Annotated in this window: 12 protein-coding genes; all 12 read right to left on the minus strand. The window is 34.7% G+C overall.

The genetic code is table 11. The features are described from left to right. Nucleotides 1-55 precede the first annotated feature (55 nt). Nucleotides 56-3,724 (minus strand): phosphoribosylformylglycinamidine synthase, encoded by a 3,669-nt coding sequence (locus tag HMPREF3023_RS09090; RefSeq protein WP_070702776.1) that lies wholly within the window; start codon nucleotides 3,722-3,724, stop codon nucleotides 56-58. Then, nucleotides 3,714-5,075 (minus strand): amidophosphoribosyltransferase, encoded by a 1,362-nt coding sequence (gene purF / locus HMPREF3023_RS09095; protein ID WP_070702777.1) that lies wholly within the window; start codon nucleotides 5,073-5,075, stop codon nucleotides 3,714-3,716. Before purF ends, HMPREF3023_RS09090 begins: the two co-directional genes overlap by 11 nt. Before the next feature lie 322 nt (nucleotides 5,076-5,397). Continuing rightward, complete coding sequence (mprF, locus tag HMPREF3023_RS09100; protein ID WP_070702778.1) at nucleotides 5,398-7,917, minus strand: bifunctional lysylphosphatidylglycerol flippase/synthetase MprF; 2,520 nt, start codon at nucleotides 7,915-7,917, stop codon at nucleotides 5,398-5,400. Then, complete coding sequence (locus tag HMPREF3023_RS09105; protein WP_070702779.1) at nucleotides 7,914-8,630, minus strand: alpha/beta fold hydrolase; 717 nt, start codon at nucleotides 8,628-8,630, stop codon at nucleotides 7,914-7,916. Before HMPREF3023_RS09105 ends, mprF begins: the two co-directional genes overlap by 4 nt. A 139-nt stretch (nucleotides 8,631-8,769) precedes the next feature. Continuing rightward, nucleotides 8,770-11,418: an S-layer homology domain-containing protein gene (locus HMPREF3023_RS09110; protein WP_070702780.1), complete on the minus strand. Its 2,649-nt coding sequence runs from the start codon at nucleotides 11,416-11,418 to the stop codon at nucleotides 8,770-8,772. Between the two features lie 165 nt (nucleotides 11,419-11,583). After that, entirely contained in the window at nucleotides 11,584-12,906 is a 1,323-nt protein-coding gene (locus tag HMPREF3023_RS09115; RefSeq protein ID WP_070702781.1) for a M18 family aminopeptidase, read from the minus strand. 18 nt (nucleotides 12,907-12,924) lie between these two features. Beyond that, nucleotides 12,925-14,361, minus strand: coding sequence for an APC family permease (locus HMPREF3023_RS09120; RefSeq protein WP_070702782.1), 1,437 nt, complete (start codon nucleotides 14,359-14,361; stop codon nucleotides 12,925-12,927). A 453-nt stretch (nucleotides 14,362-14,814) separates the two neighbouring features. Then, nucleotides 14,815-16,725 (minus strand): NAD(P)(+) transhydrogenase (Re/Si-specific) subunit beta, encoded by a 1,911-nt coding sequence (locus tag HMPREF3023_RS09125; protein ID WP_070702783.1) that lies wholly within the window; start codon nucleotides 16,723-16,725, stop codon nucleotides 14,815-14,817. Nucleotides 16,726-16,735: 10 nt separating this feature from the next. Then, a complete protein-coding gene (locus HMPREF3023_RS09130; RefSeq protein WP_210400927.1) occupies nucleotides 16,736-17,035 on the minus strand; it encodes an NAD(P) transhydrogenase subunit alpha part 2 in 300 nt (99 codons plus the stop codon). Beyond that, complete coding sequence (locus tag HMPREF3023_RS09135; RefSeq protein WP_070702784.1) at nucleotides 17,036-18,199, minus strand: NAD(P) transhydrogenase subunit alpha; 1,164 nt, start codon at nucleotides 18,197-18,199, stop codon at nucleotides 17,036-17,038. It lies immediately after the preceding gene. A 145-nt stretch (nucleotides 18,200-18,344) separates the two neighbouring features. Continuing rightward, complete coding sequence (locus tag HMPREF3023_RS09140) at nucleotides 18,345-20,348, minus strand: copper amine oxidase N-terminal domain-containing protein (protein ID WP_070702785.1); 2,004 nt, start codon at nucleotides 20,346-20,348, stop codon at nucleotides 18,345-18,347. A gap of 52 nt (nucleotides 20,349-20,400) precedes the next feature. Next, a partial coding sequence (locus HMPREF3023_RS09285) for a DUF819 family protein (protein ID WP_144019637.1) occupies nucleotides 20,401-20,583 on the minus strand: 183 nt, incomplete at its 5' end.

The following is a 20,583-nucleotide window of genomic DNA, read 5'->3' on the forward strand; positions in this document are numbered from 1 at the left end:
ATTTTAAAGGGACTAGAAAACTAGCCCCTAGATATTTTTTATATTTGTTTTTTAATTAATCTTCTTTAAAGAATTCTACTCCTGCAGTGAAGATGTCTTCAAGTTCCATGTCAAAAATATTCTTGAAAGTATTTTCTACAAATCTTTCACTGTGTCCCATCTTGCCAAGGATCTTTCCATCTTCTGACATAAGTGCTTCAACATTTAAGAGTGAACCATTTGGCGCATCTTCATAGCAAATTGCAACTTGTTCTTTGTCAAGGATGTCCTTTATAACTTCTTCACTTGCAATAAATCTTCCTTCTCCGTGAGAAATTGGAACCTTGTAAGTTTTGCCTTCTTCTAGTCTTGCAAGCCATGGTGAATTGTTTGATATAACCCTTGTGTCCACAACTCTTGCAATGTGTCTTGAGCAAGTGTTGTAAGTTAGGGTTGGGTCATCTTCTTCAAGGTCCTTGATCTTGCCGTAAGGAAGAAGTCCTGTCTTAACAAGGGCTTGGAAGCCGTTACAAATTCCAAGTATAAGTCCGTCGTTGTCTTCTAATAAAGTTTCAATTGCCTTCTTAACTTTTTCGGACCTAATTACATTGGCTATAAATTTACCAGATCCACCTGGTTCATCTCCCAGTGAGAAGCCTCCAGGTATTGCGAGGATTTGTGCCTTGGAAATTTTTTCTGCCAATTCATCAAGTGATTCTTGAAGGGCTTTTTCGTCCTTGTTCCTAAATACAAGAACTTCAGCTTTTGCTCCTGCCCTTTCAAAGGCCCTTGCTGTGTCGTACTCTGAGTTTGTGCCAGGGAAGGCTGGTATAACAACCTTGACTTCATCAACTGGCTTCTTGGATTTCATCCTTCTCTTTGGAGCCTTAGCTTGGTCAAGTTCTTCTAGTTTTTGTGAGTCAAGTGGCTTGAAGATTTTATCCATTGTTGTAAGATAAGCCTTAGATAATTTTTCTACATCTAACTTTTCTCCATTTACAAGCATTTCATCTTCTTTGAAGTCACCAAGTTTTTCTATGAAGTCCCTGTCTTCTTTGTATTCAACTATAAAAGATCCGTAAAGTGGTGAGTAAAGGTCATCTAATTTTATGTCAAAACCAACATTATCTATTGCCATTTCAAAAATTTGTGGAAGGCTTCCCTTGTGAGTAATTGCTGCAGCAGAAATTATATTTCCTCCTTCAATTTCTTTTTGTAGCTCTAGGAAGTTTTCCTTTGCCATATCTAGGTCAAGCGCTCCAATATTATCTCTCTTTGTTCTTATAAGACCAATCTTGCCCTTGCCCTTAAATTCTGGACTGATGATATTTTTTGCATCAGCAGTATTTACTGCGAAGGAAATTAGTGTTGGTGGAACATTTATGTCTTCGAAGCTTCCACTCATGGAGTCTTTGCCCCCAATTGGTGGTGCGTCAAAGAACCTTGATGCCTTTAGGGCTCCAAGAAGTGACTTAAGTGGTTTTGACCAAGACTTCTTGTTGTCCATCTTTTCATAAAATTCTTGGAAGGAAAGTCTAATACCTTCTACTGGCGCTCCTGCTGCCACAAGTTTTGCAATAGATTCTATTACTGCATAGTAGCCGCCAAGGAATTGTGATTCTTCAGAAAGTTTTGGATTAAAGCCATAGGACATTACTGAAGCTGTCCTTGATTCGCCATCATCTGTTGGGATAAGGGCTGCCATAACTTGGGCTGGTGTGTTTTGCTTTTTGCCTCCAAGGGGTTGTAGGACTGTTGATGCTCCAACTGATGAGTCAAAGAGCTCAATCATATTCTTCTTAGAAGTTATATTTAAATCAGATAAATATTTTTCAAAGTCTTCCACTCCACCTTTATTATTTAAGAACTTAGGAAGATCTTCGCTTACAACTTCAACTTCTTCAAATCTCTTGGCACCAGTTTGGTTTACAAAGTCATAACTCATGTCGCAGATAAGTTCGTCTTGGTAGTACATCTTTAGTCTATTGTCGCCAGTTACTTTTGCAACCTCTGTTGCTTCAAGGTTTTCCTTGTCAGCAAGTTCCATAAATTTGTCTACGTCGTCCTTGTCGATAACAACTGCCATTCTCTCTTGAGATTCTGAAATTGCAATTTCTCTTGGTTTTAGACCCATGTATTTTAGTGGAACCTTATCAAGTTTAATTTCTATAGAGTCAGCAAGTTCACCAATGGCAACGGAAACTCCACCTGCACCAAAGTCGTTACATTTTTTGATTAATTTTGCTGCATCAGGATTTCTAAATAGCCTTTGAATTTTTCTTTCTTCAGGAGCATTACCCTTTTGAACTTGGGCAGATTCTGTTTCTATAGAAGAAATATTGTGGGACTTTGATGAGCCTGTTGCTCCACCAATTCCGTCCCTACCAGTTCTACCACCAAGAAGGATAACTACGTCGCCTTCAGTTGGTTCAATTCTCTTTACATTTTCAAGAGGACAAGCTGCTATAACTGCACCAGTTTCCATCCTCTTTGCCACATAGCCTGGGTGATATAATTCGTCTACAAGTCCAGTTGCAACTCCAACTTGGTTTCCATAAGAAGAGTAGCCAAGAGCTGCTTCTGTGATAATTTTCTTTTGTGGTAATTTACCTTCAAGAGTTTCTTCAATTGGAGTGAAAGGATCTCCTGCTCCTGTTACCCTCATAGCTTGGTAAACATAGGACCTTCCAGAAAGTGGATCTCTTATGGCACCACCAAGACAAGTTGAGGCACCGCCAACAGGTTCGATTTCTGTTGGGTGGTTGTGAGTTTCGTTCTTAAACATAAGTAGGTAGTCGCGGTCTTCTACTTTGCCATCAACTTCTACCTTTGCCTTGATCTTTACAGAGCAGGCATTTATTTCAGATGAAACTTCTAAGTCATCTAGCTTTCCATTTTTTCTAAGTTCCTTGGATAAAATTGTGCCAAGTCCCATAAGGGTAATTGGTTTTTTAACTCCAAGCTCTTCTCTCATTTTTAGGTAGTCATCAAAGACTCTTTTGATTTCCCTATCAAGTTCAGTCACAACACCAAAGTCAACATCAAGTTCTGTGTTAAAAGTTGTGTGCCTGCAGTGGTCAGACCAATAAGTATCAATTATTGCAACTTCAGTTTCATTTGGGTCCCTGTTTTCTGACTTGAAGTAGTCTTGTAATACTTCTAAGTCTTCTGGACTCATGGCAAGGGATTTTTCTTCAACAAATTTAACAAGTCCATCCTTGTCAAGTTTGTTAAAGCCATCATAAACTAAATTTTCGTGGTTTTCTTGTGCCTCTTCTCTAAGTTCAGTTTCCTTATAAACATCAACTTCTTGAGAGTCAACTGGGTTTATTAAGAAGGCCTTGATCTTTTCTAGGTCAGCTTGACTCACTCCTCCAATGTCATAAACTTCTGTAACCTTGGCCCTTAGTTTTTCGTCAGTGAAAAGGGCAAGAGTTTGGATAAGTCCGTCTTCCCTGTTGTCAAATTGTCCTGGTTGGTATTGGATTCCAATTGGGTTTTCAAAAGATTCTTCTAATTTTTTGTAGTCTTCATAATAAACTTCTTCTACTGGAGCTTCATAAAAAACACTGGCCAAAGTCTTTTCTAGACTTTCATCTTTTATGTCTATGTCGTATCTTCTATAAGTTTTTATATAAGTAGCTTCGATTCCAAGAGAATTTTTGATTTCTTCTCTTAGGGCCTTTGATTGGTGGTCAAATTCATTTTTCTTGCAGATATAAATTCTCTTAACATTATTTTTCATCTTCAATTAACTCCTTTGGCTCTACTGCGTAAGATCCATTAAAGCAGGCTTCGCAGAATTTATTTTCTTTCATCAAAGTTGCATCTAGCATTCCCTCCATGGATATGAAGGCAAGGGAATCTGCTCCTATCCTTTCTCTTATTTCTTCCACAGAATAGTTTGCGGCAATAAGTTTTTGTCTAGATGGCGTGTTTATTCCATAATAGCAAGGGAATTTTACTGGAGGAGAAACTACCCTCATGTGAACTTCCTTGGCACCGGCCTTTTTCATCCTCTTGATAAGATTTTTGGAAGTTGTTCCCCTTACAACAGAGTCGTCAACTAGGACAATTCTCTTTCCCTTTAAAACTGTTTCAAGGGGATTAAGTTTTAACTTTACAGAAAGCTCTCTTTCTTCAGCAGTTGGCTTTATAAAAGTCCTGCCCATGTACCTGTTCTTCACAAGACCTTCTGCAAAGGGAATTCCTGATTCTTGGGCATAACCCATGGCTCCTGGTGTACCAGAGTCTGGAACTGCAATGACAAGGTCAGCTTCAACTGGAGCTTCCTTTGATAAAATTTCTCCACATCTTCTCCTAAAGTTGTAGGAGTTAACACCGTCTAAGTTGGCATCAGTTCTTGCAAAGTAAACATATTCAAAGATGCAGTGCTTCTTGTCGTCCTTTTCATAAAAGTCTGAGTGGATTCCATCCTTATCAACAACAATAATTTCTGAAGGTTCAACATTTCTTATGGCGTCAGTTCCAATAATTTCAAGAGGAGCATTTTCAGATGCAATTATAACTTCACCGTTTTTTGCCCTGCCAATTAAAAGTGGTCTAAAACCATTTGGGTCCCTAAAGGCAATAAGCTTGTCTTCAAAAAGCATTACAACGCTGTAGGCTCCCTTGATCCTTGCCATAGTCTTCTTAACTGCTTCCACAATGTCGCCTTGGTAGTATTTTGCAACTAGTGAAAGGATAACTTCTGTGTCAATGGCAGTTTGAAAAAGCATACCTTCGTCTTCAAGCTCTTCCCTAATGGACTTGTGGTTAACAAGGTTTCCATTGTGAGCAAGGGCAAACTCCTTGTTCTTTGAGAAGGCAAGTAGGGGTTGAGAGTTGTATCTATAAGATCCACCTGCTGTTGCATAACGAACATGTCCAATCCCAACATTTCCCTTTAACTTCAAAAAGCTTTCATCATCAAAATGATCGTAAACAAGTCCCATACCCTTGTCTAGTATCAAGTCCTCCCCATTAAAAACACAAATACCTGATGCTTCTTGTCCCCTGTGTTGAAGGGAGTTGAGTCCATAAAATAATTTTTTGCTCACGTCTTTTTGTGAGTAAATGCCTATAACTCCACACATTAGTCTGCCACCTCATTCTTCCAAAAATAAAAATCTTCCATTCTTCCTCCAATTAAAAAAGCCCATCAAAAAGATGAGCTAATAATACCTATAAAAAATTAGTCGCAAATATAGAGTCAATTGGGCCGTGAGCTTTATCCGTATATTTTCTTGAATACATTAGGCCTAAAAACATAGATAACAATCCTCCATAAATGTGATGACTTCATTATAACATAAAATATTTGTAAATTAGAAATTCCTTTTAAATTTTAAAGTTTTTCTCGATTAAATATTTTTTTAATCTTAACAAAATTTCTCTTATGAGTTTTTACAAATAATTTTATTCATTCTTGTTTTTTGCCGCCAAGCTATCCACCATGAAGATGGCAATCATTGTGTAAAGAAGCCAAGACTTCTTTGGGTAGGAAAGATAAATTGGCTCCCAAATTGGCTTGAACTTTTCCTTGTAAGCTCTAAGGCCTTCAAAGGAATAAAACTTGTAACCAAACTTATAAACCAAGTAAGCAATTTTCTCTTCCACAAAGCTGTTGCTGTTGATCCCAACATTGGAGAGTGGCGCCATCCCCATTGCAAAATATTTTTTTCCCTTGTCCTTAAAGTAGAGGAAGAGATTTAAAAATAAATATTCCATAATGCTGTTGGGAGTTCCCTCTCTGTAATACCTCATGAGGTCAATTGTTGCCCAAGTATCTCCAGGGTTTGGCATAATATTTGCAAAGGCAAGAATTTTTCCATATTCATCTTTTATTATTGCCATGTCGCAAAGTCCCAGGTAGTCCCTGTCGAAGTAGCCAAGAGAAAATCCCTTTTCCCTTCTTCCTCCAAGCCAATCATTAGAAATTTCTTCGAGAGTATCTAAGAAGTCCTTGTCAAAGGGACCACTTACAACTTCAAAGCTGTAGGAGTTCTTTTCGAATTTTGACATTACATTTCTTTGTGACTTGTGGTCACGACCCTCTAGGCTAAATTCTTCTAGGTCAATGAATGCTGTTTCGCCAAACTTTATAAAGGAGAAGCCAAAGTCATGGAGCTTAATAGTTTCTTCTTCTCCAACTTCATAAAAAATTGCCTTATAACCATATAGGTCTGCATCGCTTACAAATTTTTCAAGGAGCTTCTTGTAGTCCTCTTCCTTACCAAAGGGTGACCCCATGACAATAACCCTGTCCCAATAGGTGTAAATGGACATGCCGCAAGTTGCCTGACCTTCTTCTTCATAATAATAAATTTTCTTGTCGCCAACTAGGGCTAGGGAAGCTTCTGGTCCAGACTGGTAGCCTGATAAAATCTTCATGACCTTGTCCTTATCAAGTTCTTCGCCTAGCTTAATTCTTTCTCCCTTTAAGTATCCCATCAAAACCTTCATTATAAAAATTAAAATCAAGAAGAGGAAGAAAAAGTTGAGGAAGGATCTTTCAAAGGGGATCAAAAGAAAGTCCTTGTAGTTTAGGGGAGTGAGCCTGTAGTTTAAAGCCATAAAATAAATCGTCACAAGAGAGATGAAGGCAAGGACAAGAATATCCAAAGTTAGGGCCTCTGGCGAATAAACAAATTGTTCTCTTGTTGCCACGTCTTTAGTTTTCACTCCTAGGTAAATTAATATTAAGATGTAGAAAATTTCAATTAAGCCAAAGCCTGAAAAGATTGAATAAACTAAGGCAAGACTTAAAATTATTAAGCTTAAGCCTCCTGCCCTCTTCACTCTTTCCCTCTTGGCTCGTCCCAAAATAATAAAGGCAAGTCCAAAGATTATACTTGGGAATTGGTAAAGCAAGTTGGCATTAATAGGCGAAAAGTTCCTAAGCCAATGAAACTTTGACAACTCGTCGGGAATTGTTGATGAAAAAATCATAAAGGCCCCACCAAGGTAAAGCATTACAGAGAAAATATCAAGACCCAGTGACTTTATAATTCTCGAGGGAATCTTGTCATTCTTCTCATCAAAGATAAATCCCAAGTCATGAACAAAAAATACTGCTCCCACCATAAAGGGAAGGATGTAGTAAAAGAGTCTGTATAGGAGAAGCCAGGATAAAATTAATTCTGTGTCAATGCCGAAGGATTTTAAGGCTCCCAAGACAACAAGTTCAAAGGATCCAAGTCCACCTGGTATAAAGGAAGCAAGTCCAAGAATACATCCAATTACGAAAATTCCTATGACCTTAAATATGCTTAGTCTTACACCAAGAAAAGTTCCGATAATATAGAAGAAAAAACTTGCGCAGGACCATTCCACTAGGGAAACCAAAGACACATCTCTTGCGTATTTTTTGGAAATAGAAAAGTCTCCATCATTTTTAAATTTTGAAACAAAAAATAAAACTGGATAGTAGAGAATTGCTCCAAAAAGCCAAGGGCTGTAGTGGAAGAGGACTTCCTCACCTGATGCAAGGATATAGACAAGGGACAAGAGTGCCAAACTTGATAGGCCTGCTATATCAAATAAGAGGGACTTAACTAAAAACTTTAAAAGGTTTTTGTCCTCTTTTCCTTGTCCGTAGTATCTTATCCTGAGGCCAAGATTTATAACTCCTCCAAAACCTATTAGATTGTTAAAGGAGTTAACTGTAATGGACCTCTTAATGATGTAGGATTTTTTTCTGTCAAGTTCCAAGAAGTCACTTAACAAGATGTCATAAAATATCATAGGAGAGAAGGCAAGAAAACCCAAGGCTCCCATGGCAAAAACTTTTACCAAAGAAAGTTCATGGAAGATTGCTGAAATTTCTTGTGGAGAAATCTCCTTTCTTAGTTTTGTAAATTCAAGGACAACAAGTAAGATAACACCACCTAGGAAGATGGGCCTTATCCAAGACAATATTTTTTTTAAATTTTTCATTTCTTAACCTCTTTTTTTAGAAAATCAAGGACCACCCTGTTGTACTCTTTAGGGTTTGACCTGGCAACCTTGTGACCGTGATTTTTTATAATGTATAATTTAGATTTTTTTATTTTTTTAGCAATTTTATAAAAGTTCTCAAGATAAATTAAGTCCTTCTCTCCAGCCAAAATTAAAACTGGGAAGTCAAACTTCTCGTAGTCCGAGTCCTTTATCTTTAACTTAGAAAAATTTAATGAATAGACAGAGAAATAATATTCAAGACTTGTGAAGATCTTGGATAAAAACAATAGGTTGTAGTAAAAAATATAGGATAAAACTCTTGGAATAAATTTGACTTGAGAAAATTCTTTGTTGGGAGAATTTAAAATAAGTCTTTTAATCCTATTTGGAAAATTCTTGGCAAAGGTTAGGGCAAGATTTGCTCCATCAGAAAAGCCAAGCAAGTTTATCTTTTCTATTTTTAAAAAGTCCAAGACATCTAGGACGTCAAGAGATAGGTCCTCCATGTTTAAGTCCTTAGACCTGTCACTCTTTCCGTGGCCTCTAGTATCCATGGCTATGACCCTGTAAAATTTTTTAAATTCCCTTATTTGCTTTTCAAAAAAATTGGAATCGTCACCGTTGCCATGAAGGAGAAGAAGGTCCTCGCCCTCTCCAAGAATTTTTACATAAATCCTTGCGCCGTCGCGAACTCTAATAAATTTTTCCACAATATCACCCTGCCATCTCTCTAGCTAGACTTATTTTACCACCCCGTAAAATTTTTTGTTAAAAATTTTTATTTCATTAAAAAAGAGCAGGCCTAAGCCTACTCTTTAAGGATCTATTAAATTAAGAAAAGAAAATTTTTTAAAGTAAATTTACAATTACTCTCGCAATTTCTCCTCTTGTTATATTTTCTTTAGGGTCAAAGCTTCCATCATCTCTTCCAGTAAATAGACCTCTACTTACTGCTTTTTTGACTTCATTCTTTGCCCAAGAAGATATCTTTGCTTCATCTTTAAAATTAATATCTTCAGCTTCTTTTCTTTCAATTCCAAGTTTTTCCACATATCTATTTAAGATAGCTGCTACTTCTTCTCTTGAAATTTCTCTATTTCCCTTAAATTCTCCATCTTCATATCCATATACTATGCCCTTCTTGCTTGCCCATACAATATAGCCACTTTCTTCTGAATCTTTATTTAAATCCTTATAAATATTTTCAGTGTACTCTTTAGGATTTACATTTTGCATCTTTGCAAGTGCCTTTACAAGTTCAAATCTTGTTGCCTTTCTATCTGGGAAGAATTTTCCATTTATTAAGTCCATAAGATCCTTATCTAAAACTTTTTCGATAAATTCTTTTGCCCAGTGGCCTTCATAATCTGTTACATCAGCTTTTTTGCCTTCTGTTTTCTTGTCTACTTCTTTTTCAAGATTTTTGTTTTCAGAAAATATTGAAGTGCCAGCATAGACTGGATAAGTTTTTTCATGATGTTTTCTGTGGGTTAAATTATCATTCCAATTTTCTTCCACATCATTATCAATTATTTTGGCATTGTCCTCTATTTCAGTCCAAGGAATTACATTCTTGTCATCTTTTTCAACTTCTCTTGGATATTTTTTTGCAAAATCAAATCTATTGTCGAAGTTTAAGTCAAGTACATCGTCATTTCCCTTTCCAAGCATATAATTTACATCAAAGAAAGTTTTTTCAGAATCAGAAAGACTTGCAGCATAAGGTGAATAAGTCTTTAAGAAAATTTTATTTGCATCTTCGTCAAATTCTGCATATTTGAAAAATCCATTTCCACCATTATAGGAAAATTGATAATCAGCTAGAATTGTTATAACTGGTTTATTCTTGTCGTTCATATAAACTTTATTTCCTGCTCCATGATAGTGACCAGACACTGTCATAAATACTTGATCATATTTTTTAATTATATTCCAGATTTCATCTCCAACGCCTGAAAATTGAACTGAAGATGGTTCTGTATCTGAACAGTCAACTATGTTGTGAGCCACAATTATTGTTGGATTTTCTTTGTTTTCTTTTAAAATATTTTCAAACCAATCCTTATCGCGTCCAAGGTCATACCAAGATAGACCCACCATTAAATATTCATAGGAGCCTGCCCTTACCTTCATGTAAGATGATCTGCCAGAAGGAGAATCATTTACTACATATGTGGCCTTTTTAGTAAAATCTGAATCTTTTCCATAATAATCTCTATAAAACATATCAAGAGGATTGTTGTTTGGATTCATGTAAAATTCTTTATCATTATATCCATATCCTTCTTCTGGCCAGTAATCGTGATTACCTGGAATAATCAAGGTTTTTATTTTAGAATCAGCAAGTTTATAAAATGTATTTTTAGAATTTTCAAACTGTGTCTTGTCATCAAAGTCTTCTACAATATCTCCAAGGTGTGAAACTGCTTTAATATTTCCCTTGTCTGCATCATTAACTAGACCTCTAATGGCACTGTCCATTACATCTGGTTTGAATTTTACAGTGTTTTGTGTATCTGGTAAAAATACAAAATTGTAATTATTTTTGTTCTCCAAGGCAAATTCCTTATTTGTACCAAAATCTCCTGCTAGACTTTCTGGATTTGGAATTAACCACTCACTTTTAGAAAGTGCTCCCTTAGAAATTCTTATTGTTTCAATATTTCCATTTAAAAACTTATCAAGAGTTTGACTTCCTTCTTTCCACCAAGATGAACCAACTCTAAATCTTCCGTCTGCTGGGTCAGCAAAAATTCCTCTCATAGCTCCACCATCACTTGATTTATAATTCCTAAAAGACTCCGCTCCATTTAAGAAAGACTTTATATTTCCTTGGTTATCACAAGTTATGGCTATGTGATACCATTGACCGCCCTTATCCATGGCAACAGACCATACAGCAGATTTCATAAGATGAGAATCATCTTCGTTCACAGTTAAGTATTGAACTTCTTTACAATTTGAAACTGCAATAGAAGTTGAACCAAGTTCAGGCTCGTCCATTGTCTTTACATTCTTTGTGTCGGCAACTTGTCTTGCAAGCATTCCCATCCATTTGTCATTATTAGTCCAGTCCTTTGGCAAATAATACAAGATTTCAATTGTATAGCCATCACTAAATGTTTCTTTGTTTATTGGCGCGTCATTTACTGTTACAAAATCGGCACCCTTATCCTTTGCAAGTCCAGCAAATTCAATTGAGCCCTTTCCATTTATAGATTCACTCGAAAACTTTAGATAATCTTCCCAATTTTCACTAGACTTATCATCAGTTAAATGTCCACCTGTGTAAGTTTGCATTTCCAAGTCATTATTATTTCCACTTGTATCTTTAATCTTTAAAGTTCCATCACCAATGGAACCAGTAGAATTTTCTTTACTAAAATCCCACTCTGCAACTACTTTTGATTGTGCAAATATTCCACTTGGAATAAGTGATACAAACAATGCAACAAGTAAAAATAATGACAAAAAACTTCTTTTCAAATTATTTTTCACTTTTTTAACCTCCTAAATTTTCCTTTGATAAGTATAAAAAAATTTTGTTTAAATTGAGATTATTAAAAGTAAATCCTCTGTAAAAATTTTTATTTCAATAAAAAAAGAGCAGGCCTAAGCCTACTCTAAAAAGTATTTATTTAAATTTAGAATTTAAATCTTATTTTATTCTTCAACAGAGATTTTTGATGCTCCATCGATTTTTATATTTGTGTTGTAGTATTTTGTAAGGGCCTTAACCATGTAAGCTGGGTCCTTTGCTCCTGCTGTTTCGTAGTTGGAGTGCATTGCTAGTTGAGGTAGTCCAATGTCAACTGCGTGAAGGGAAACTTGTGTGTTTGATAAGTTTCCAAGTGTTGAGCCACCTTGCATGTTAGATCTGTTGGCAAAGTGTTGAACTGGTACATCAACAAGAGCGCAAATCTTTTTGAAAACTGCTTGTGAAAAGGCATCTGATGTGTACTTTTGGTTAGCAGCTTCCTTGATTACAATTCCTTCGTTCATGAAAGTTCTGTTTTCGTCATCAGTTAATTCCTTGTGGTTTGGATGAACTGCATGAGCGTTGTCAGCACTTACTAGGAAGGATTTTGCAACAGCCTTGTGGTATTCTTCTTCTTCAAAACCAAGACCTGCGTTAAGTCTCTTTAATGTGTCGTGAAGAAGGGTAGACATGGCACCTTGTTTTGTGTTTGATCCAACTTCTTCGTTGTCGAAGCAGCAGTAAACATTTACTGCCTTGTCGTTAGATCCTGCAATAAAGGCCTTAAGTGAAGTGAAGGCACATTCTAGGTCGTCAAGTTTTGGAGATGAAACAAATTCATCCTTGTAGCCCCAGATTTTTCCTTCTTGTCTATTTACTAAGAATAAGTCCTTAGAAATAATTTGATCTTCACTAACTCCAAGTTCTTCAGCTATCATCTTGTTGTAGTCGCCTTTTTTCATAGCTCCACTTGTAAATAGTGGGAGAAGGTCAACTTGTCTATTGTATTCATAGCCCTTGTTTACATCCCTATTCATGTGGATGGCAACATTAGGGATAATTAAAATATCCTTGTCAATGTGAAGTAGCTTTGAAACTATGGCGCCATCTTCTTCTACTAGTACCCTGCCTGCAAGAGTAAGTGGCTTGTCGAACCAAACTGAATCAATTGGTCCACCATAAACTTCTACATTTAGTTTTACATAGTCTCCTGGGCCATCTAGCTCTGGCATACTCTTTACCTTGTAAGTTGGTGAGTCTGAGTGAGAAGCCACTAGTTGGTAGTGGTAATCTGAAAGGTCACTACCTACCTTAAAGGCAATAATACTTGAGTCATTTCTTGTAGTGTAATAATTTTTGCCCTTTTCAATAGTCCAGCTTTCGCCTTCCTTTAATTCACTAAAGTTTTCCTTGTCAAGATATGTCTTCACAGTATCAATTGTGTGGAACATACTTGCAGATTTTCTAATAAATTCTAACAATTCCTTTGAAGTTTCTAAATAATTCATACTTCCTCCTTTTAGAATTTAGCTAAGTTTTTGATCTTCCTTTGCCCTAATCATTGGTAGGATTACTCCAAGTGCAACAAGTACAAGTGGTGTAATTATGTTAAGTGCCATTTGCATTGGGTCATCTGAAATCATTCCTAGGATACAGCAAGCAGCTGTAACTACGAAGCACCAGAATCCAAAGAATAGAGCAAGACCTTGCTTACGAGTGAAGTAGAAGTCTCTTTCTACGTCGCCCCTGTTCTTTCTCAAGAAGATATATGCCAAGAATACCCATAGGTAACGAAGTGGCATTGTGATTGAGTTAAGTTTTGTTAATTGTCTTAATACAGTTGCAGCACCTGGCACAAGGATTTGTGCAAGTATGATTGAACCTGCAAGAACAATTATAAGTTTAATACCGTTGATGTAAGCACCGTATTTATTTTTCTTAAGAAGTTTTCTTGGGATGTATTTATTTGTCTTATCATCATCAAGTAACATTCTAAGTGGTGCGTCAATACTTACAACAAGTGTAGAGAATTGACCGATAGTGTTACATAAAGCGTAAACAATCATAATTGAATTTCCAAGACCATAGTATTCTCCAACTTTTTGGAAGGCCCAGTAAGCACCGTTAGCTGCATAAGAGTCAAAAGTTGCTGGATCTGAATTAATAATAGCAGGATCAAACATCATACCCATGGCAATAGTACCAAAGATAGCAGAAATAATTACCATTACAGCAGCGAAAATCATTGCCTTAGGGAATTCCTTTGAAGAGTTACCTTCCATGTTGTTTACATAAGGACTCATCTTTTCAATACCACCAACAGCAAATACAAGAATTGATAAAGAAGTGAAATACTTCATATCAAATGTTGGGATTAAATTATTAAGAGACCAGTCCATAGCTTGGTAACCACCATTTGGGTTGATTTTTGGTGCAGCTAGCATCATTAAGATGTAAAGAATACCCATAACAAACATACTTGAACCCGCAATAGTTGCAAGGTTTTTAAGTGGGTTAAGTCCCCTACTTGCTACCCAGCAGAAAATTAAAAATACTGCTAGAGTTGCGATTTGTACATAAACAGTTGGTAGGGAGTCATAAACTTCTGCATTTTGGAAGAACATCCAAGACATAGCCTTTAGTCCACCAGAACCCTTAGAAGCAATGTAGGTAATGTGACATGCCCAATAAGTCCAACCTGCGTAATAAGCTAACTTATCGCTAGAAGTTGATCTTATCCATGATGTAACTCCACCACCCTCATCCTTGAAGGCTGAACCAAGTTCTCCAACCATTAGAGCGTTTGGAATAAAATAAAGTGCGAACATTAGGATCCATGAAAATATTACTTGGATTCCGTTAAAGAATACGAAACCGTTAACAACATTTCCAAAACCCCATAAAGTGGAGAAGGCCATAAAAGCCAGGGCATTCCACTTAATTTTCTTTTGTGAATCTTGCATATAAAGTCTCCTCTCATTAAAAATAATTGCATGATTAAATTAATTATAACCTTAACAAAAAGCCTAGTCTAGTGAATTTAATAAATAAGAAAAACATTTTTCCCTTCCCACCTTTGACTTATTTCGCTTTAAATTAGTTTATAGTTAAAGTTTTGACCCTTTAGAAATACAAGTCTATATCTCTTTTAAGTGAAATAGGATTTTAGATTTTTAAAAATTTAATTTCAAGACTCTTCTCTAAAAATACAATTTTATAGAGAATTTAAAAGTGTATTTTTCTTTGTTTTCTTATTAAAAATTTTGTTTTACCCAATAAAAAAATCTCCAAAAACTGGAGATCTTTTTGTAATATTTTTAATCAATTTAGGAGGAATTTTCTTTTAGGAAAATATTTTTATAACTTTATATTATTTTTTTATGTTATAAAAATTATTTTGATAGTTTTAATAGATTTCATCCTCTAATTTCATCTAATAATATATCTATCGACTCTTTAGCATCTCCCAAAATTAATCTCGTATTACTATCTTCATATATAGGATTTTCCACTCCTGCATAGCCTGGTTTTTTATCAAAGTTTAAGATGAACATTTTTTTAGATTCATCTATATTTAATACTGGCATTCCATATATTGGAGTACCTTCTGCTGTATTTGCTGCTGGATTCACTACGTCATTTGCACCTATGACTATTACTAAATCATCATTTTTGAACTCTTTATTTGCTTCTTCTAGTTCTTTAAATTTTGTATAGTCTATATCCACTTCTGCAAGCAAAACATTCATATGTCCTGGCATTCTGCCTGCTACTGGGTGGATTGCAAAATCTACTTCTGCACCTTTCTGCTCTAAAGCCTCCATTAGTTCTTTTACTTTAGATTGTGCTTGCGATAAAGCCATTCCATAACCTGGTACTATTGTTACTTTCTTTAAATTATTGTAGCTTATGTTTTTATCGCTTATTTTTTTCTCGTTCACTGTTTGACTTGTATTATCTCTTCTAATTTCTTCTAGTAATGTACCTATCGATTCTTTAGCATCTCCTAAAATTAATCTAGTATTACTATCCTCATATAGTGGGTTTTCTACTCCTGCATAGCCTGGTTTTTTATCAAAGTTTAAGATGAACATTTTTTTAGATTCATCTATATTTAATACTGGCATTCCATATATTGGAGTACCTTCTGCTGTATTTGCTGCTGGATTCACTACGTCATTTGCACCTATAACTATTACTAAGTCATCATTTTTGAACTCTTGGTTTGCTTCTTCTAGTTCTTTAAATTTTGTGTAGTCTATATCTACTTCTGCAAGTAAAACATTCATATGCCCTGGCATTCTACCTGCTACTGGATGAATTGCAAAGTCCACCTCTGCACCTTTCTGCTCTAAAGCCTCCATTAATTCTTTTACTTTAGACTGTGCTTGCGATAAAGCCATCCCATAGCCTGGCACTATTGTTACTTTATTTAGATTACCATAGTCAAAATGATTGTAGAGTTTTTGTTCTGACACTTTATTAATGGATTCAGAATCCTTTTCTTCTATTGAATCGTATAAACTTTTATTTTTGATAAGATTTTTTTTCTTATATCCTATTAATATATCTATTAATCTTCTATTCATTGATTTACACATAATCTGTGTCAATATAAGTCCACTTGCTCCTACTATAGATCCAATAGATATAAGCAAAGGATTAAAAATTACCATTCCCGAAATAGATCCCGCAACTCCTGATGTGGAGTTAAGTAATGATATTACTATAGGCATGTCAGCTCCACCGACTCTTAAAGAGAATAGTATTCCAAAGACTGTTGATAAAATTAAAATAAGATATATAGAAATTATTTTATTAGCTGCTCCAGCTATCATTAATATAGCTGTTATTATACTTATTATTAAGCTCATGTCTAATAATATTGAATGTCCCTTAATAACTATAGGCCTACCATTAATCTTTTTCGCAAGTTTAAGAGCTGCAACAACACTTCCAACAAAAGTAACAACACCAATAAATATAGCTAATACTCCTGTAATAATTACAAATTTATCCTCCATATTGATTGATATTATAGCTACAATAGCACTAGCAAGTCCACCGAACGCATTTAACAAAGCTACTGTTTGTGGCATTTCAATCATTTTAACTTTTATAGCCACATAGTATCCTACAAAAAGCCCAACTGAAATACCTAATAAAACTATAGGTTGACTTAATAATTCAGCTTCAATCATTGTATAAATTATAGCTATAAACATAGCAAAAGCAGATAACCTATTACCGAACTTTGCACTTTTGACCTTACTCATTAAGTTTATTCCAAAGAGTATAACTAAAATAAGGATTCCTAAAATAAACATAAAATTCTCCTTACTTATTTGAAAACATCTTTAACATTCTATCTGTTACTTTGAAACCACCAACCACATTAAAAGTTGCAAGTACAATAGCTATAAAACCAAAAATTTTACCTAAAGTTCCAAGTTCTTTTGAAAAAACTATCAGGGCGCCAATTATGGTAACCCCTGATAGTGCATTCATACCACTCATTAAAGGAGTATGAAGTAAACTTGGTACATTTTTTATGATTTTATATCCTAAAACCATTGACACTACAAACAGCAATATAGAAATTATAGGTTTCGCCATTGGATTTAGTAAAATATCCATTTAATCACCTAATCCCATTGCTTTTCTAGCACCTTTATGAACAATTTTTCCATCATAAGTTGTAAGAGATTTATAAACTATCTCATCTTCTAAATCAAATACTGGTTTATTATCTTTAAATAGATACTTTACAAGATTATATAAGTTTTGTGAGAACATCCATGTTGATGAAGTTGGTAATTCACCTGGTATATTTTTTATTCCAACTAAAGACACATTGTATTTATTTCCAATTTCCCCTGGAGGAGTGATTTCGCAGTTTCCTCCTTGATCTATAGAAATATCTACTATAACAGATCCATCTTTCATATCCTTTACCATTTCTTCAGTAATTAAAATAGGTGCCAATTCTCCTGGAACTAAAGCTGATAAAAAAATAATATCTGCTTCTTTAACGTGATCCTTTAGTAATTCTCTTTCCTTAACTAACACATCATCTGGTAGTCCTAAAGCATATCCACCTTCTCCAACAGCAAGTTTAGGATCTACACCTAAGTCTATTACTTTAGCCCCTAAACTTCCAGCTTGTTCTGCAGCATCTGGCCTAATGTCTGCTGCCTTTACATTAGCACCTAATCTCTTTGCCGTTGCTATAGCTTGTAGACCACCAACACCTGTTCCAATAACTAGAGCGTTAGCTTGTTTCATCATACCCACTGCTGTAAATATTTGGGGAATAAATCTAGTTAATAGATTAGCAGCGATCAAGATTCCTTTATAACCCGCACATGTTGACATTGATGTTAGTGCATCCATATTCTGTGCACGAGAAATTCTAGGAATACCATCAAGTGTAAATGAAACTATTCTTTTTTCAGCCATTTTTTTTACCATCTCATGATTTGCTGGTGCTGCAGGATGAATAAATGTAATTAAATATTGGCCCGCGTGCATTAAATCTACTTCATGTTTACCTAATTCTTCATTAAATAATGGTTCCTTAACTTTTAAAACTATGTCAGCTTCTTCATATATTTCAGCTGGCCCATCTACAATTTTCGCTCCTGCCTTTTTGTAGTCTTCATCAAAATAGTGAGCACCTTCTCCAGCTTTTGATTCAACAATGACTTCAAATCCATCATCTATGTATTTTTTTATAGATTCTGGTGATGCTGATACCCTTGCTTCATCTTTCATTATTTCTTTTGGAACACCTATAATCATAATTTCCTCCTATTATTTAATATAATTAAAAGACCTCCTAATAAAATAATTATTTTTATTAGGAGGTCTCTATAATGAAAACTAAACTATCTAAATTCAAGGTTCTCCTAAATCATTAATTGTTATTTAATAATTAGAGATTTTTTTATTTAATAAGATTAATTGTAACTGTTCTTGAATCTGCATCCCATTCTATATCTTGGTTTATTCCATCTTTGATATCTCCATTTGTCATATCAAAAACATTAGCTATATTAGTTAGAGGAATTAAAATTCTATCGTTTATATTAAGGACATTACTATCCATTTTTATTTTCCTTCCATCACTAAGTTCAATTTCATTTCCATCAATTTGAACTTTTGCAACTTTACCGTCTTTTTCGAATATAGCTACTCTTGTATCTCTATCATAGTTTACTGTAACACCAATGCTTTCAGCAAAAAATCTCATTGGAATCATAGTTCTTCCATTTCTAATAACAGCTTCAGCGTCCAGAGTTCTAGTTGTTTCCTTGCCATTAATTATAAATTTAGCTTCTTTAGAGTCAATAGTTAAGATAATTTTAGATGATAAGTTTTGGTTAGTTTCTGGATCAGTTGATTTTTTTGTATCTGTAGATTTTACACTTACAAAAACAGGATAAGTCTTTGAATTTCTATCTCTATAATAATAAGATTCTGTATTTCCTTGATTTTTCTTATCTGTTTCTTCAAATAATTCTTTTAAAATATTTTCAGGAGATTTATTAACAAAGTTATCTGGGTCTGTTATAACTCCGTTTTCAAGATCCCAAGAAAACTTTCCAGCTTTAGTATCTACTCTAAATTTAGTATAAGCATTAATATCTTTTAATACAGCGTCATATCTTTCTGACCATCTAGGATAGTATCTTGTCATATAATAGTTTGCTAACTTGTAAGCTTCACAATTTTTATCATAACCAAGGGCAGATATTTGTGCTCCTCCACCTGGTTTACCTGTTTTTGAATCTGATGGAGTTGAGTGCATAATTACAATAGATCCATCACTACAAGTTCCTAAACAAATCCAAACGTGACCATTCATTGAGAAAATATCTCCAGGTTTAAAATCTGATTCTATATCGTTCTTGGGAATTGAAATATCTTGAGTATATGTTCCCCATCCATTTTCTGAAAAAGTCTTGGCCATTTTTGTAGCACTCATTACATATCCTTCATTACCGTCAGTTTGATTCAATGTATTATAAATCGCCCATCCAACATAACCTGAACAATCTATACCTGCATAATAATATTGATTCCAACTTCCATTAGGATAATAATCTCTAGCATTATCTGTTTCATCTAAGCTATAAGAATAGTCTGCATCTTGATATTGGAAGAAATCAACCCATGAATCTGCTATACCTATACTAGTTGAATTAATACTTGACTCATCATCTTGCCAATCCCAAGTTCCACCATATATATATAGTGTTGTTCCAACTGGTTGAAGTGCACTTGCTAAAAAATTTTTAAGTGTTCTTTGTCCAGGATTATACACAACAGGAGTAGTATACTTTTCTGCTACAAATGTTATATAAATGTTTTTAGCAGTATTATCTCTGTTTAAAGTAACTTTAACTTGTGAGTTTGCAAGATTATTAATGCTACTTTCTGTAACAGTGGATCCTCCTGGTAACCAAGAAATTTTATAAACTTTGCTTTCTTCATTTAGTTTGATTTCTTTGTTATCTACAAAAATACTATCATTTTTTACATCTATAACTTTTCCTTCTACCACGTCTGAATCAGATTTATCTAATCTTGATAAATTAACAACTTCGCCATTTGAAATTACTACATCATAAATGTAGCCTTCCCATAGTTTATTTTGTAAATCAAATTTAGGTAATCCATTACTTCTCAAATCCTCACTTTTTATTTTTAGACTTTCAGTTTTTCCGTCTATAAAAAATTTATGAGTGAAATTCTTTAGTGATGATTCATCTTCATTTTTTTCCAAACTACCATAACCCTCAACACCTAAATATACTGCTTCTTTAACATCGTCCGCATCATTTTGATTAATATCTCTATTAGCAAATACATTTCCAGAATAAACAATGCTTGCAACAAATAATATCGACATTATTAAACTAAATTTTTTAAATACGTTTTTTAACATAACCTTCCTCCTTTATAATTAATTTTTTACTGAACCTATTAAACTTATTAAATTAACTCAATAGCTTGAGGATTTGTCCCATTCCGATACCAAAGAAGTTACCAACAGCTGCTCCTAGTACTCCCATTAGTACCCCTATACCTGCATAGGATGCGTCATAAGCAGAGGCTACTATTGGAGCTGATGCTGATCCACCAAGGTTGGCAAGGGATGCTGTTGATACCATGCAAAGGTC

This window comes from Peptoniphilus sp. HMSC075B08 (assembly GCF_001815405.1).
GTDB classification, from domain to species: Bacteria; Bacillota; Clostridia; order Tissierellales; family Peptoniphilaceae; genus Peptoniphilus_A; species Peptoniphilus_A harei.